Below are 14608 nucleotides of genomic sequence, written 5' to 3'. Positions count from 1 at the left end.
GAAGCCAGATGGGGCCGCAAGGCGGCCCCGGCGATGGTGAGCTGGGCAGGCAATCCGCGGGCTTTGAGCACCGCGGACGACAGGCTCCGGATCAGGCCGTTCCGATCTCACCGCCATCATTGCGTTGAATCACCACGGTAGACGCCCGTGGTCGCACTCGGCTCCCCGCAGGTGTCACATCCGTCGCCTTGTCGGTATAGGGCCAGTTCCCCGGGTGCTGGATGTTGATGAACAGCGTCTTGTTGTCCGGCGTGAAGCTGATCCCCGTCACCTCGCAGCCGTTAGGGCCGACGAAGAAGCGCCGCAGGTCCACCTGGTTCTGCGCGTTGACCGGAATCTGCTTGCCAGTGGCATCGACCAGGTCGGTCGGGATCACTGCCAGCAACTGGTCATTGGTGTAGCTGGTCAAGGTGGTCTCACCGTTGTCGGTCTCGAACCACAACACCCCGCGGCTATCGAAGCTCATCCCGTCGGGGCTGGCGAACTGGTTCAGTTCGGTCAGGCCCGAGCGGTTGATATCCGGTGCACCGGCCGCGTTGGCGCCGAACACGAAGATATCCCAGGTGAAGCTCTTGTGATCGTCGCTGTCGTGCCAACGGATGATGTGGCCGTGACGGTTCGGGCCGCGCGGGTTGGCCGCATCCACCTTGGCGGCGGTACGCGCGCTGTTGTTGGTCAGCGTCAGGTAGACATCGCCGTTGAGCGGGTTGACGGCGGTCCACTCAGGGCGGTCCATCGGCGTGGCGCCGACCGCGTCAGCCGCACCGCGGGTGTTGAGGATGATGCCCGGCAGGTCGCCGTACAGTGCACCCAGCGTGCTGCCGGCGGTGGTGGGGGTGGCAACGTCCAGCAGCAGCCACACACCCTTGCCGTCGGCATTGAAGCGGGCCACGTAGAGCTTGCCCTTGTCCATGTATTTGGCACCGGTGGCCAGGCGGTCGGCCGGGGTGGCGTCGGCCGGATCCCAGACGGCGTCGGAGACGAACTTGTACAGGTACTCGTTGTTCGAGTCGTCGCCGGTGTACCACACCAGCGGCTTGCCAGCGACCGCCAGGCCCGGGCAGCAGCCCTCGTGGCGGAAGCGACCAAGGGCGGTGCGTTTCACTGCCAGGGTGGCGCTGTTGTACGGGTCGATCTCGACGATGTAGCCATAAGTGCTGGCTTCGTTGCGGTAGTCGTCGGTGGCGCTGGCGCCGGTCGGGGTCACGTTGAAGCGGGTGAACTCACCGTTGACCTCGCTGGCATCACCGGCAGCCGTCTCCCACTTGTACTGGCCGCTGCTGGCACTGACGCCGATGCGCACCTGGTCTGCCGGGCGCACGCCCTTGTTGACGAAGATGCCAGGCCAGTTTTCTTCGCACGTCAGGTACGTGCCCCACGGCGTATAGCCGTTACCGCAGTTGTTGTTGGTGCCGCGTGCCTGGGTGCCGGTCGGCGAGAACTTGGTCTTGACGTGATCGGTGCCGCGCAGGGGCCCGGCGATGTCCATCAGCGAAGCGGTGGTGAAGCGGCGGTTGAGCGGGTCGTTCTGCATCACCTGCCAGCGGCCGTTGACCTTGCTCAGGCGTACCACGCCGGCGCCGTGGGCGTTGATCTCCTTGCGCACTTCCTCGACCGGGCGCTTGCCAGTGCCATCGGTGGTCGGGCCGTTCGGGTGCAGCGCGTCGGCTTCGATGTATTCGAAGTTGATCGCCAGCAAACCATCGTCGGAGCTGCCGTTGATGGGGAAGAAGTGCATGCCGTCATGGTTCATGCCCATGGCGTTGGCCTGGTCGGTCGAGGTATTGCTGCCGTCGGACTTCCACGGATTGCCGTTGCTGTTCAGCGGCGTGCCCCACGGCGCGATCACGTAGGCGCTGTAACCGGCGGCAATGACGCAAGCGTCGGTGCGCGAACCGGCGATGGACTGGAAGCCCAGCTTGAGCTTGGCTGGCGGTTCGGTCACAGGCGGCTCGGTGACCGGATCATCGTGATGGGAGCTGCCGCCACCACCGTCGAAACAGGCGGTCAGGCCGGTGCCTGCGATCATCGCGATGGCCGCGCCGAGGCTGCCGCGCATCACGGTACGACGGCTCAGGTAGGTGTCCATCACACTGGCCATCGGCAGGTTGCCGCTCTGGTTCCGGTCCAGGTTATCGCCGGTTTCTCGACTCATCAGGGTGTCCTTGTAATGGCTGAGTAAGAGGAACCGCGACTGTAGGGGGCAAGTGTGATGATTGATTGGCAAAAATATTAACGGGGTTTTAAAACCTAGCGCTATTAGTAACAAGATTTGTCAGAGCTTTACCGCATCGGCTGTCGGATTTCTGCCATCAAACTGTCACGCAGCCACCCCAATATCCGGGGCCGAACGTGAACTCAGGTTAGGGATGGCGGGGTCGATGGCGAGCAGTGTGCGCAGACGCGAAGTGATTGGCTGGATGGGCGTCGGGGCCTTGGCACCTTTGTTGGGCGCCTGCTCCGCGATCCCCGGTCAGCGCGGCGGCGATGCGTCGCTCGAACTGCTCTATGTCGCCGACACCCTCGATGCCCGCGAGCCTGGCCTGCCCGTGGTGCCGGCCACGCGCCTGGGGCCGGTCAGCCATCTGGGGCGTGCTCCGTGGATGACCGGCAGCCATGCCAGTAGCGGACATGCCGAGCTCGCGCCATTGCTCGATGCCGGCCAGGCCAGCCAGGCGCGCCTCGGCGGTTATGCCGTATTGGCCGCACTGATGGAGCAGATGCGCAACGAGGCCGGCGCCGAGCGCTGCCTGACCCTGGAGAACGGCCAGAACTGGAATGGCAGTGGCCTGGCCTACCTGACCCAAGGCGATAGCGGCGTGCAAGGCAGCCGCATGCTGGCCAGCGACGTGCGCGTGAGCAGTGATGAGCGCGTCCTGTGGCCACAACGCTGCGCCGCCCTCTATCGCCAGTCCCCTGCGATCACGCTCGGCGCTGGTCTTGGCGCTGAACAGGCCAAGGGCCTGGGCGTCGAGCCCCTGCGCGTGTTCGAGCGCGGCGGCGTGCGCATTGCGGTGGTCGGTGTGACTGACCCTTACGCCCAGGATCAGAAAGCCTCGCTCAAGCAGTGGTACCAATCATTGCTGCCAAGCTTCCAACAAGCCCGGCGCGAGGCCGATCTGGTGGTCGCCCTGGCGGATGTCGGCACTGGCCCCGGCCTGTGGCTTGCCGAGCGGATCGACGAAATCGATGTGCTGCTGTGTGCCCGTGGCCAGGATCTGTGGCCGACTCCGGTACCTGTCACGCAAGCGTCGGGGCGCCAGGTGCCGGTGCTGTTCGCCGGGTGCCGCGCCAGTGGCGTCTATCGCCTGCATTGCCAGCAAACCGCCGGGCAGTGGCGATTCGAGGCGCGCTTCGTGCCCGCTTTCGACGATCAACTTTCGCCCACTGCCCAGGCGCGTGCCAGCCAGTTACGCAGCACGCTGCGCCAGCAACGCGCCGGTCATGCCGCCTGGCTCGACCAGCCGCTGGCCCGTGCGCCGCAGCCCCTGTGGCGCCGCGACACCCGTGGCGGCAGCTGGGACCGTCTCCTGCACCAGGCCCTGGCCGACGACTCGAGCATGCCGGTGCTATTGCCCGGCCTGCGTTACGACCATCCGCTGCCAGCAGGCCAGGCGATCACCCGCGAGCACCTGATCAGCCTCACCGGCGGCTACCCGGCGCCGGTGGTCGAAGCCCCCGCACGCCAGGTGGAGCAGGTGCTGGAGAATGCCGCCGAGCAACTGTTCGGCGACCCGCTGCTGCTCGACAACAGCCAGGACCTGCCGCGCTGGCAAGGCCATGCCTGGCAGGTCAGCTACAGCCCGATGGGCAAGCGTGTCGCCGGGCTGCCCACGGTGCAGGGCCTGTGCCGCACCTTCGGCCTGCACTTCGATGCCCAGGCCGGCGAGCCGCTGTGGCAGAAGGTCGAGGCCTGGCTGGCGCGCCAGGAGCCGAACTGGCAACTGGCGCCGCTGCAACTGCCCCAGGTGCGCTATGTGCAGGGGCATCCGGGGTGGCATCCGCGCCAGGTGGCCTCGTGATCGGGCTGTCGCGCCTGCCCAACGTGCTGCTGCTGACCCTGGCCGGCTGGCTCGCTGCCCAGTGCATCCTGCAACTGAGTCGCCAGCCGCAACCGCTCAGTGTCCCGCGCGAACAGACACCCACCTTGCCAGGCCTGATGGCCGGTCACTGGCAGGCGCCACCCGAAGAAGGCGGCATCCCCCTGACACGCCTGCCCCTGCAATACCTCGGCGGGCTCAAGGCCGAGCCGCTGTCCGCCACCGTGGTGGTGCTGCGCTTCGGCCAGCAGGTCCGCACCCTGGGTCGTGGCCAGCGCCTGGCGCCAGGGATCGTGCTGCAGGACATCGATGCCGATGGCCTGATTTTCGACAACCAAGGGCGGCGCGAGCGCCTGCCCTGGCCGCCACGGCCTGCCGTGACCGGCTTCAAGCGGCAAGGATGAGCAATGATCGCAAGATACGCTGTGGCCTGCGTGCTGAGCCTCGGCCTGTGCTTTGCGCAGGCGTGGGCCGAAGACCCTGAAGTCGACGAAGAGGGCGTGCCCCAATACGAGGTGAACTTCGTCGATACCGACATGGGCGAGTTCATCGACAGCGTCTCGCGCATCACCGGCACCACGTTCATCGTCGATCCGCGGGTCACCGGCAAGGTCACGGTACGCACCGTCGATCGCCACGACGCCGAAGCCATCTACGACATCTTCCTCGCCCAGTTGCGTGCCCAGGGCTTTGCCGCCGTCGACCTGCCCAACGGCAGCGTGAAGATCGTCCCCGACCAGGCCGCGCGCCTGGAGCCGGTGCCGGTGGAGAACGCCGGCAAGCAGAGCAAGGGCAGCGACGGCGTGGCGACCCGGGTATTCAATGTGCGCAACGCCGCCAGCGAACAGATGCTCGGCATCCTCAAGCCGCTGATCGACCCGCGCGTCGGGGTGATCACCCCATACCCTGCCGCCAACCTGCTGGTGGTCACCGACTGGCGCAGCAACCTGGAGCGCATCGACAAGCTGCTACGCCAGCTCGACCAGGTCAGCGACGAACCCTTGCAGGTGATGCCACTCAAGCATGCCAGCGCCGCCGACACCGCGCCCCTGGTCACCCGCCTGCTGGCCCGCGAGCAGGGCGCCGAAAGTGCCCAGGTGGTGGCCGACCCGCGCAGCAATGCGCTGCTGGTGCGCGGCAGCGCCGACAGCCGCGAGCGCGTGCGTGCGCTGCTTGGTCAACTCGACCGGCCCAGCGACAACCTGCACAGCAGCAACACCCAGGTGATCTACCTGCGTCACGCCAATGCTGCGGAAGTGGTCAAGGTGCTGCGCGGTCTCGGCCAGGAGGGCGGGGTGCCCGATGCGCCCACAGGCGAAGGCAAGGAGGTGCCGGTACGTACGGCCAGCGATTCGGGCGTGCGCCTGGAGTATGAAGAAGGCGCCAACGCGGTGGTCATGGTTGGCCCTGACAGCGAGCTTGCGGCCTATCGCAACATCGTCGAGCAACTCGATATCCGCCGCGCCCAGGTGGTGGTCGAGGCGATCATCGCCGAGGTGTCCGACAGCAGCGCCCAGGAGCTAGGCGTGCAATGGCTGTTCGCCGACGAGAAGTTCGGCGCCGGCATCGTCAACTTCGGCAGCAACGGCGTGAACATCGCCAACATCGCGGGCGCTGCTGCCAGCGGCGACAACAAGGAACTGGGCAAACTGCTCTCGGCCACCACCGGCGCCACCGCCGGCATCGGCCATTTCGGCGGCGGTTTCAACTTCGCCATGCTGATCAATGCGCTCAAGGGCAAGAGCGGTTTCAACCTGCTGTCGACCCCGACCCTGCTGACCCTGGACAACGCCGAGGCGTCGATCCTGGTCGGCCAGGAGGTGCCCTTCGTCACCGGCTCCGTGACCCAGAACAACGCCAACCCCTACCAGACCATCGAACGCAAGGAGGTGGGGGTGAAGCTGCGCATCAAGCCGCAGGTCAACAGCGACAACAGCGTACGCCTGGACATCGTCCAGGAAGTGTCCTCGATCGCCGACTCGCGCGCCGCCAGCGATGTGATCACCAACAAGCGCGAGATCAAGACCAAGGTCATGGTCGATGACAATGGCCTGGTGATTCTCGGTGGCCTGATCAGCGACGAATCCACCACCAGCAACCAGCGCGTGCCGTTGCTCGGTGACATCCCCGTGCTGGGCCGCTTGTTCCGCTCCGACAGCAACCGCAACGTGAAGCAGAACCTGATGGTATTCATCCGCCCGCGGATCATGCGCGACGGGCCGAGCCTTGCCGGGTTGAGCCAGGAAAAGTACCGCAGCCTGCAGCAGGACACCGCCTTGCAGATGCCGGAACTCGCCGAAGGTGGCGCCTTGCTCAAGGCGTTTCCGGCCAGTCGCGCGCGACTTGAAGGCGGTGACTGGTGATGCTCGGCTACCGCCTGGCGCGTCAGGCTGGCGTTGCCATGGCCCAGGACGATCAGGGCTGGCAGCTATGGTTGCGCAAGGATGCCGACAGCGATCAGGTGCAAGAGCTGCTACGCGTGCATGGCCAGCCACTGCGCCTGGAGCGCCTCGATCGCGCCGCTTTCGACGAGCGCCTGGGCCAGCTTTACCAGGCTGCCGACTCGGCCACCGCCGCATTGATCGAAGGCATCGGCGAACAGGTTGACCTCGACAGCCTGATGAGCGAAATGCCACGCATCGAAGACCTGCTCGAAAGCGACGACGAAGCGCCGGTGATCCGCCTGATCAACGGCCTGTTCGGCCAGGCCCTGCGCCTGCGTGCCTCGGACATCCACATCGAAACCTTCGAGCAGAGCCTGGTGGTGCGCCTGCGCGTCGATGGGCACCTGCGTGAAGTGTTGCGCCCGCCGCGTGCGCTGTCGGCCATGCTGGTGTCGCGGATCAAGGTCATGGCGCGCCTGGACATCGCCGAGAAACGCCAGCCCCAGGACGGACGCATCACCCTGCGCGCCGCCGGGCGTGAGGTGGACGTGCGGGTCTCGACGCTGCCCGGCATCCACGGCGAGCGCGTGGTGATGCGCGTGCTCGACAAGCAGGCCAGCCTGCTGGCGCTGGACAACCTCGGCATGCCGGCAGCGGCGCTGCAGGGCCTGCGCGCGTGCCTGGCGCGGCCCAATGGCATCGTGCTGTCCACCGGGCCCACCGGCTCCGGCAAGACCACCACGCTGTACGCCAGCCTCAACAGCCTCAACGACGGCAGCCGCAATATCCTTACCGTCGAAGACCCGGTGGAGTACGCCATCGCCGGTATCGGCCAGACCGCGATCAACCCGCGTGCCGGGCTGACCTTCGCTACCGGCCTGCGCGCGATCCTGCGCCAGGATCCGGACGTGATCATGCTCGGTGAGATCCGCGACCAGGAGACTGCGCAGATCGCCGTGCAGGCCAGCCTGACCGGTCACCTGGTGCTCTCGACCCTGCACACCAACAGCGCCGTCGGCGCAGTGACGCGCCTGCGTGACATGGGCATCGAGCCCTTCCTGATCGCTTCCAGCCTGCGCGGGGTGCTGGCCCAGCGCCTGGTCCGACGCCTGTGCAGTTGTGCCGAGCCGCGCCCGTTGCTCGCCGCCGAGCGGCGTCTGTGGCCGGAACTGGCAGCGTTGCACGCCACCCACCACCCCGTGGGCTGCGACAGTTGCGAGGGCAGCGGTTATGTCGGGCGCCTGGGGCTGTATGAATTCATCGAGCTGGATGCAGGATTGGTCGCCCTGCTTTATGAGGGCGCCAGCGAAGTGACGATGCAGGCACATCTGGCCACGCGTCGGCAGAGCCTGGTGGCCATGGCCAGCGAGTGTCTGGCCCGTGGCGAGACCAGCCTGGCCGAAGTGCTGCGCGTGGTGCAGGGCTGAATATGCCGACCTATCGCTACCAGGCCCTGGACCTGGCAGGTAAGCCGCACAAGGCCAGCGTGCAGGCCGACAGCGAGCGCCATGCCCGCCAGTTGTTGCGTGAGCAGGGGTTGTTCGCGCGCAAGCTGCAACGCCACGAAGGCAGCCTGCGGCAACCGCGCCGTCAGCGTTTGAGCCGTGTCCAGCTGTGCGAGCTGACCCGCCAACTGGCCACGCTGACCGGCGCTGGCATCCCCTTGGTCGATGCCCTGGCCACGCTCGAACGGCAATTGCGCGCGCCTGCCTTGCAGGCCGTGCTGGTGTCGGTGCGCGGCGCGCTTGCCGAAGGCCTGGGGCTGGCCCGCAGCTTTGCCCGGCAAGGTGCGCCGTTCACCGGGCTGTACTGCGCACTGGTCGAAGCGGGCGAGCGCTCCGGGCGCCTGGCGCAGGTGTTGACGCGCCTGGCGGATCACCTGGAGCAGGTCCAGCGCCAACAGCACAAGGCGCGCACTGCGCTGATCTATCCCTGCGTGCTGATGGGCGTGTCGCTGGCGGTGGTGGTGGGGCTGATGACGTTCGTGGTGCCCAAGCTGACCGAGCAGTTCGCCCATTCCGGGCAGGCGCTGCCGCTGATCACCTCGCTGCTGATCGCCATCAGCCAGGGCCTGGCCAGTGCCGGCCCCTGGCTGCTGGGTGCAGCGCTCCCGCTGACGCTGTTGAGCGGCTGGCTGTTGCGCAAGCCGCACTGGCGCCTGCGCCGCGACGACCTGCTGCTGCGCCTGCCGCGTATCGGCAGCTTGCTGCAAGTGCTGGAGAGCGCACGGCTGGCGCGCAGCCTGGCGATTCTCTGCGGCAGTGGCGTGGCCCTGCTCGAAGCCCTGCAGGTGGCCAGCGAAACGGTTGCCAACCAGCGTATCCGCCTGGCCCTGGAGCAGGTGCGCCTGCAGGTCCAGGGCGGCACCAGCCTGCATCGGGCGCTGGATGCCAGCGGCCAGTTTCCACCGCTGCTGGTGAACATGGTCGGCAGCGGCGAGGCCAGCGGCACCCTGGCCGACATGCTCGAGCGCGTGGCCGACGACCAGGAGCGCGGCTTCGCCCGCCAGGTCGACACCGCCATGGCGCTCTTCGAACCTCTGATGATCCTGGTGATGGGCGGCGTGGTGCTGTTCATCGTGCTGGCGGTGCTGTTGCCGATCATGCAGCTCAACCAGGGTCTGCAACTGTGAAAAGGAGTCTTTGCATGCAGTATCGCGCCAAGCGTCAGCGCGGCTTCACCCTCATGGAGATCATGGTGGTGATCTTCATCATCGGCCTGCTCATCGCGGTGGTCGCGCCCAGCGTGCTGGGCAACCAGGACAAGGCCATGCGCCAGAAAGTGATGGCTGACCTGGCCACCCTCGAGCAGGCACTGGATATGTACCGGCTCGACAACCTGCGCTTTCCCAGCAGCGAGCAAGGCCTCGCTGCATTGGTGAAGAAACCGGCCCAGGAGCCGGTGCCGCGTGCCTGGCGCAGCGATGGCTACATCCGTCGCCTGCCGGAAGACCCGTGGGGCACGCCGTACCAGTACCGCATGCCGGGCGAGCATGGTCGTGTCGATGTCTATTCGCTCGGCGCCGATGGCGTGGCCGGTGGCGAAGGGCTGGATGCCGACCTGGGCAACTGGGAGCTCTGACTTGCCCTCCCAGCGCGGCTTCAGCCTGCTCGAACTGCTGGTGGTGCTGGCCATCGCCGGGCTGATGACCGGCTTGAGCGTGGCCTGGCTCGACAACGGACGTACGCGGGTGGACCAGGCCATGCAGCGGCTGCTTGCCGCGACCCGCGAGCAGTCTGCCGTGGCGCGCCACACCGGCCAGTTGCGTGGCCTGCGCTGGAACGGCAAGCGTCCTGAGTTCGTTCGCCATGACGGCACCGGCTGGGTGGTGGAATCGGTCACGCTGGGTGACTGGCCGCAGGACCTGCGCCCAGACTGGCAAGGCGCAGCAGCGCCGCAACTGGTGTTCACCCCCGAAGGCTGGGCAAGGCCCGGCAAGGTGAACTGGCGGAGTGCCGAAGGTGGCCAGCGCTGGAGCTGGGGCCGCGAAGGGCGGCTGCAAGTCGCGGTGCTGCCATGAAGCGTCGTCAGCGTGGTTTCACCTTGCTCGAAGTCAGTGTGGCGCTCGGTATCGCCGCGGTGCTGGCGGTGATCACCAGCCAGGTACTGCGCCAGCGCCTGGCGGTGCAGGACGGCGTACAACAGCACCGCTTTGGCGCCCTGTGCGCACGCGAGCTGCAGGCACGGTTTGCCGTCGAGCAGTACTGGCCAGGCAGCAATCGCGCTGCCGGGGAGCTGCACCAGGGTGGGCAGGTGTGTCACTGGGACCTGCAACTACGCAACACCGGCGTGCGCGATCTGCGCCGTGGCGAGCTCCGCCTGTTCGCCGACCGCGATCAGCGCGTGCCGCTGGGTTTGTACACCTTGTTTCTGGAGCGCCCATGAAGCGGCGCCAGGCGGGGCTGACCCTGATCGAGTTGATGGTCGCGCTGGCGCTCACCGCCGTGCTGGGCATCCTGCTGGCGGCGTTGGTGCATGGCTGGCTCACGGTGCGCGAGCGTCTCACCGACCAGCAGAACGAGCCCGGTGTGCTGGAGTTCTGCCTGGCGCTGGAGCGCCGGTTCGACAGCCCGGTACTGCGCCAGGTGTACGAGCAGCGCCTGCCGCTGGCCACGCGCTGGCTCGATTGGCAGGCGCAAAACCAGCAGTTGCTGTGGGTCGCTGCTGCGGCCTGGCCGCAGGCCGAAGGGGGTTCGCGCTTGCAGCGTCAGCGCCTGCGTTTCGAGCCCCGGGAGCAGCGCGTGCTGCTGGAAACCTCCGCCGATCTCTACGCCGCCGACAAGCCGCGCTGGGTGGTCCGCGAGCGCCTGGAGCGGGTCAGCGAGATGAGCATCCTGTATTTCCAGGGCGGCAGTTGGCTGGCCTGGCCTTCCGATCAACCGGCGCACCCCGGTCGTGGCGTGCGCCTGCATCTGCAGCGTGACGGAGCACCTTATGTCTGCACATTCGTCCTGCCCTGGGGGCGCTCATGAAGTTTGAATGGCGACGGCGCTCGCCAGCGCGGCCCTGGTTGCTGTTGCGTCCGCTGGCTGACGGCGGTTGGCACTGGTGCCTGCTGGACAGCGGCGTGCTGCGTGACGAAGGGCAGGGCCGGCCGCCGCAGAACCTGAGCGCCAGGGTTGCCGTGGTGGTGCCGGGCGAGGCATGCAGCTTTTTCCAGTTGCCCGCCCCGCCCGGGCTCAAGCGTGAGGAATGGCCGCTGCTGCTGGAAGATCGTCTACTGCAAGGCAGCGATGAAGTTCACTGCGCCTGCATCGGGCGTGCGGCGGGGCAACTGCGGTTGGTGGTGGTGGCGCGTGAGCGGCTCGACGGCTGGTTGGCCCAGTGCGTGGAATGGGTCCTGGAGGTGGAGCGTTGCTGGGCGCAGTTCCAGCTCTTGCCGGTGCTCGACCGCGGGTGTGGATGGCAATGGCGGCAGGAGCAATCGACCTTGTATGCACGGGTCGACGAGGATGGCGCAGAACACTGGCTGGCCTGGCCACAGGTGTTGGGTAGCGCACCTGCGCCGTGGGATACCCAGGCGCTTGAGCAGGTCGATGGACGCTGGCCACAGCGGATTGCCGATCTCGATACCTTGCCGACGCTACGGGAAACGCGTCGCCCGCGCCGGTCATTGAAGGTCACGGGCCGGCAAAAGCGCTTGATCGCCGCTTGCCTGGTACTCGCTGCTGTCTGGGGCGGTCTGTGGAGCAGCCAGCAATGGCGTCAGGCCCAGCTGTATCGCGAGCAGGTGATGGCGGTCACCGGCCCGCAGGCTACGCCGCGCCAGGCCGCGCAGGCGCTCAAACGGCTGCGTGACACCGACGGCGAGCGGGCTTTGCGTCTGCGTCGGCTCGACGGCTTGCAGGAGCAGTTGCAGGCCTGGTTGCGCGCGCATCCGCAGTGGCGCTTGCGCGCTGTGCGCTTCGATGGGCAGCGCTGGCATCTGCAACTGGATGGCGAAGGCACGTTGGCGCCGTGGCATGAAATGGCCGCTGCAGTCGGCGCTGCGGTGCAGGTGCAGGCTCAGGGCGCGGTGTTCGATCTGGGGAGCAGTTCATGATCCGCGCATTTTCGCAGCGCCAGCGCATGCGCGTGGCCTGGGGGCTGATCGCGCTGTTGCTGATCGTCATCCTGGTGCGTGAGGTGGGTGCACGCTGGGCCGAGATGAGCCAGTGGCGCGAGCTGGCCGAAGTGGCGGCCGGCCTTGAGGGCGGGCCTGCGTTGAGCCTGGAGCACCTGCGCCAGTCCGCCCAGGCCCGGCATATCGAGCTGACGGAGATCGAGCCGCAGGATGAGGGCTGGCAGGTGCGCGGCTCGGTCGCGGACGAGCATGTGCTGCTGGCGTGGTTGCAGGCTTTGCAGAGCGAGGGCGCGCAGCCGCTGCAGTGGGGCATGGAGCAGCAGGGCAAGCGCCTGCGCTTCGACCTGCAGGTTCGGCCATGAGTGTGCGCGTGCTGTTGTGGCCGGTGCTGGTGTGCGTGGTCACGCTGCTGGTCGAGTTGCCGGCGAGCTGGCTGGTGCCAGGCCGGGCGGTCAGCGGCAGCCTCTGGCAAGGGCAGGCTGAACAGGTGGGGGATGTCGGGCCGCTGAGTTGGCAGTGGCAACCCTGGCAGCAGCAGGCGCAAATCCGCTTGGGTTATCAGGGGCAGGATTGGTTGGCCCGGCTGAGTGGTTGGCCCTGGCGCTGGCGGGCGGATGTCGAGGCGCTCGAAGCGGCGCCGAGTGTACCGCTGGCTTATCGCCTGGCGGGGCACTGGCAGGGGCGTGTCGCGGTGCAGGGTGTGTGGCAGCGGTGCGTCGGTGCCGAGGGGCGTTTGCAGGTGAACGACCTGGCGCTGGTCTCGCCGTGGTCGTTGGGGTTGGGGCAGGGCTGGCTTGAAATGCGCTGTGCCGGTGACTGGCGTTTACAGGGCGCACTGGCGCTGCAAGGCCAACACCAGCTCGATTTTGACGCCGACCTGCTGGACCGACGCGCCCGGGTCGGATTCGAGGTGCAGCCTGATGCTGCGCTGACGCCCCTGTTGCGCGGCGCCCAGTGGCTAGGGCAGGAGGCGGCCAAGGGCGAGCGGCAGCTCAGGTGGTAGTTGCAGAGCTTGAGATCCAGCTTGCCTGTTGCTTGCCGGAGCAACGGCCTTATCCAAAAATCCGAAAGCCAGCCCAATCCCTGTGAGGGCAAGTGTCTTGATCAAAATCTAAAGACCAGCCCAATCCCTGTGGGAGCGGGCTTGTCCCGCGATCACCGGCATAGCCGGTGCCATGCACCGCGGTGCTGCCATCGCGGGACCAGTCGCAGCGGCGAACCGCCGCTCCCACAACCCACTCAACTCCAGGTCCGATAAACCCGCCTTTACCGGCGCATCCCCAGCTCCGCATCGTCCATCAATGCTTTGGCCAATGCGCTCAGGTAATACGAAGCCCAGACCAGTTGCGGGTTCTCCTCCATCACCCCGCTCAAGGTCATGTCGCGCACATACCCCATCAACTCCGAAGCCTGCTCACGTGCCCGCTCGCACGGGATGCCCGGCTCGATACAGAACAGCGGCTGGGTCAGCCCCTTGCCTTGGTAGAACCGTGTTTTGCCGACGGTGGTGTTCGGTGTGGTGTCGTTTGTATCCATCCTTTCATCTCCCTGAAAGCCTCTTAATGAGCCGTCTGCGGCTCTGCCGGCATCTGAACCTGTATCAAAGCCGACTCCAGCAAAATCCTCAGCGCTTCCATTTCATGGATGGCAGCCATTATCAGGAGCGAGACGGGCGACTTGGGTTGGAGGAGGACCGCTTGATGGGCCACGGTTTGTGCGCAGAGTGCGTACTCGGTGGCTTGGATGATGGTGTCTTCGAGGGAGTGGTTGTTGTGGGGTGGGTCGGGAACGATCTTTAACATTACGATTTTCCTCTGCGGAGCATCCACCTGTCTGCTGTCAAACAGAAGGGTGGCAGCCGTACGTGGGTTGACAGACCGGTGAAAATCGTAAAGTTCCGGCGCACGCAAGCGTGCCCGCACGTACAGCTGCCATAAAGGACTAGCCGCATACGATTTTCCATCACAGCCTGTCAAAGCTGTGTCGTTGATGTGCAACGACGCGCCGAGACTAGAGCGCTGCCCCAGGGGCCGCAACGGAAAAAAGGCGGTAGGAGTATCTTTGGGAAATGGACTACAGGAAAGGTATCTTTTCTGATTTTTCGACCAATGAGACACGCATTGCGGATGCTAGGAATACCAGACACTTATGCCTGCCCCTTGTAGGGGCAACTGCCTTGCTCAAAATCTAAAGGCCAGCTCCGCAACTTCTGAATACTGCGGTGTTACTGTGGGAGCGGGCTTGTCCCGCGATCACCGGCGTAGCCGGTGCCATGCATCGCGGTGTTCCTTTCGCGGGCAAGCCCGCTCCCACAGTAATTGCGTTAACAAGCCAGCCCTTTCACAACCACACTTAAAGACCAACCTCGCGGCACCTATCATTTTTGTCAGTTTCGCCAGCGCATCCGTGGGTTCAGACTCCAGGCATTCCCTTGGCATACCCCGGGAGCCAACGATGTCTACCCCTCGTGATGTGCCCACTCTGTTGTCCACCTCTGCGCCCCTCACTTTCAAGGTAGTGCGATCTGCACAAACCGAGTACCCCGCGCCCTCGGTACTCGAGGCTGTGAACAACACCCTCGAGCCCATCAATGCCCGCAACGGCGCTACGGTGCGGGTTGC

The 14608-nt window shown here is 66.2% G+C and carries 15 protein-coding genes; 12 read left to right on the top strand and 3 right to left on the bottom strand.

Annotated elements, in window-relative coordinates:
• Positions 1-91: 91 nt before the first annotated feature.
• Positions 92-2155 (bottom strand): PhoX family phosphatase, encoded by a 2064-nt coding sequence (locus F6X62_RS02720; RefSeq protein ID WP_153772630.1) that lies wholly within the window; start codon positions 2153-2155, stop codon positions 92-94.
• Positions 2156-2381: 226 nt separating this feature from the next.
• Here F6X62_RS02720 and F6X62_RS02715 point away from each other — a divergent pair, with 226 nt between their 5' ends.
• Genes F6X62_RS02715 through F6X62_RS02660 form a run of 12 tightly spaced genes read left to right on the top strand, consistent with a single transcriptional unit; the run spans position 2382 to position 12990 of the window.
• Positions 2382-4022 carry a lipoprotein UxpA gene (locus F6X62_RS02715; RefSeq protein ID WP_153772629.1) on the top strand — a complete coding sequence of 547 codons (1641 nt, stop codon included), beginning with the start codon at positions 2382-2384 and terminating at the stop codon, positions 4020-4022.
• Positions 4019-4444, top strand: coding sequence for a pilus assembly protein PilZ (locus F6X62_RS02710; RefSeq protein ID WP_065863186.1), 426 nt, complete (start codon positions 4019-4021; stop codon positions 4442-4444). Before F6X62_RS02715 ends, F6X62_RS02710 begins: the two co-directional genes overlap by 4 nt.
• Positions 4445-4447: 3 nt before the next feature.
• Positions 4448-6403 (top strand): type II secretion system secretin GspD, encoded by a 1956-nt coding sequence (gene gspD, locus F6X62_RS02705; RefSeq protein WP_153772628.1) that lies wholly within the window; start codon positions 4448-4450, stop codon positions 6401-6403.
• Positions 6403-7851 (top strand): GspE/PulE family protein, encoded by a 1449-nt coding sequence (locus tag F6X62_RS02700; RefSeq protein ID WP_153772627.1) that lies wholly within the window; start codon positions 6403-6405, stop codon positions 7849-7851. The genes gspD and F6X62_RS02700 overlap by 1 nt, the downstream gene beginning before the upstream one ends.
• Positions 7852-7853: 2 nt before the next feature.
• Positions 7854-9056, top strand: a complete 1203-nt coding sequence (gspF, locus tag F6X62_RS02695; protein ID WP_153772626.1) for a type II secretion system inner membrane protein GspF — start codon at positions 7854-7856, stop codon at positions 9054-9056.
• A gap of 14 nt (positions 9057-9070) precedes the next feature.
• Positions 9071-9505 (top strand): type II secretion system major pseudopilin GspG, encoded by a 435-nt coding sequence (gspG, locus tag F6X62_RS02690; RefSeq protein ID WP_125930627.1) that lies wholly within the window; start codon positions 9071-9073, stop codon positions 9503-9505.
• Between the two features lies 1 nt (position 9506).
• Complete coding sequence (gene gspH, locus F6X62_RS02685) at positions 9507-9944, top strand: type II secretion system minor pseudopilin GspH (RefSeq protein ID WP_153772625.1); 438 nt, start codon at positions 9507-9509, stop codon at positions 9942-9944.
• Positions 9941-10309: a type II secretion system protein gene (locus tag F6X62_RS02680; RefSeq protein WP_153772624.1), complete on the top strand. Its 369-nt coding sequence runs from the start codon at positions 9941-9943 to the stop codon at positions 10307-10309. Before gspH ends, F6X62_RS02680 begins: the two co-directional genes overlap by 4 nt.
• Positions 10306-10896, top strand: a complete 591-nt coding sequence (locus tag F6X62_RS02675) for a type II secretion system protein (protein WP_153772623.1) — start codon at positions 10306-10308, stop codon at positions 10894-10896. Before F6X62_RS02680 ends, F6X62_RS02675 begins: the two co-directional genes overlap by 4 nt.
• Positions 10893-11966 (top strand): type II secretion system protein GspL, encoded by a 1074-nt coding sequence (locus tag F6X62_RS02670; RefSeq protein WP_153772622.1) that lies wholly within the window; start codon positions 10893-10895, stop codon positions 11964-11966. Before F6X62_RS02675 ends, F6X62_RS02670 begins: the two co-directional genes overlap by 4 nt.
• Positions 11963-12349, top strand: a complete 387-nt coding sequence (gene gspM / locus F6X62_RS02665; protein ID WP_153772621.1) for a type II secretion system protein GspM — start codon at positions 11963-11965, stop codon at positions 12347-12349. Before F6X62_RS02670 ends, gspM begins: the two co-directional genes overlap by 4 nt.
• Positions 12346-12990 (top strand): general secretion pathway protein GspN, encoded by a 645-nt coding sequence (locus F6X62_RS02660; protein WP_153772620.1) that lies wholly within the window; start codon positions 12346-12348, stop codon positions 12988-12990. The genes gspM and F6X62_RS02660 overlap by 4 nt, the downstream gene beginning before the upstream one ends.
• 263 nt (positions 12991-13253) lie before the next feature.
• Here the strand turns inward: F6X62_RS02660 and F6X62_RS02655 are convergent, their stop codons facing one another.
• Together F6X62_RS02655 and F6X62_RS02650 are read right to left on the bottom strand one after the other, a co-directional pair.
• On the bottom strand, positions 13254-13523 hold the full coding sequence (locus tag F6X62_RS02655; RefSeq protein WP_153772619.1) for a DUF3077 domain-containing protein: 270 nt from the start codon (positions 13521-13523) through the stop codon (positions 13254-13256).
• A gap of 23 nt (positions 13524-13546) precedes the next feature.
• Entirely contained in the window at positions 13547-13789 is a 243-nt protein-coding gene (locus F6X62_RS02650; RefSeq protein ID WP_054894680.1) for a hypothetical protein, read from the bottom strand.
• Positions 13790-14608: the final 819 nt, after the last annotated feature.

The organism is Pseudomonas sp. MNR3A (assembly GCF_009650575.1).
Taxonomy (GTDB): Bacteria; Pseudomonadota; Gammaproteobacteria; order Pseudomonadales; family Pseudomonadaceae; genus Aquipseudomonas; species Aquipseudomonas machongensis.
Note: the sequence above shows the minus strand (reverse complement) of the source record. Positions and strands in the feature narration are given on the sequence as shown.

Excerpts from the sequence above, each read along its gene's own strand:
- F6X62_RS02655 (WP_153772619.1), bottom strand. The coding sequence starts at position 13,523 with ATGGATACAAACGACACCACACCGAACACCACCGTCGGCAAAACACGG.
- gspD (WP_153772628.1), top strand. The coding sequence starts at position 4,448 with ATGATCGCAAGATACGCTGTGGCCTGCGTGCTGAGCCTCGGCCTGTGC.
- F6X62_RS02660 (WP_153772620.1), top strand. The coding sequence starts at position 12,346 with ATGAGTGTGCGCGTGCTGTTGTGGCCGGTGCTGGTGTGCGTGGTCACG.
- F6X62_RS02700 (WP_153772627.1), top strand. The coding sequence starts at position 6,403 with ATGCTCGGCTACCGCCTGGCGCGTCAGGCTGGCGTTGCCATGGCCCAG.
- F6X62_RS02650 (WP_054894680.1), bottom strand. The coding sequence starts at position 13,789 with ATGTTAAAGATCGTTCCCGACCCACCCCACAACAACCACTCCCTCGAA.
- gspG (WP_125930627.1), top strand. The coding sequence starts at position 9,071 with ATGCAGTATCGCGCCAAGCGTCAGCGCGGCTTCACCCTCATGGAGATC.
- gspM (WP_153772621.1), top strand. The coding sequence starts at position 11,963 with ATGATCCGCGCATTTTCGCAGCGCCAGCGCATGCGCGTGGCCTGGGGG.
- F6X62_RS02720 (WP_153772630.1), bottom strand. The coding sequence starts at position 2,155 with ATGAGTCGAGAAACCGGCGATAACCTGGACCGGAACCAGAGCGGCAAC.
- F6X62_RS02675 (WP_153772623.1), top strand. The coding sequence starts at position 10,306 with ATGAAGCGGCGCCAGGCGGGGCTGACCCTGATCGAGTTGATGGTCGCG.
- F6X62_RS02680 (WP_153772624.1), top strand. The coding sequence starts at position 9,941 with ATGAAGCGTCGTCAGCGTGGTTTCACCTTGCTCGAAGTCAGTGTGGCG.
- gspF (WP_153772626.1), top strand. The coding sequence starts at position 7,854 with ATGCCGACCTATCGCTACCAGGCCCTGGACCTGGCAGGTAAGCCGCAC.
- F6X62_RS02715 (WP_153772629.1), top strand. The coding sequence starts at position 2,382 with ATGGCGAGCAGTGTGCGCAGACGCGAAGTGATTGGCTGGATGGGCGTC.
- F6X62_RS02670 (WP_153772622.1), top strand. The coding sequence starts at position 10,893 with ATGAAGTTTGAATGGCGACGGCGCTCGCCAGCGCGGCCCTGGTTGCTG.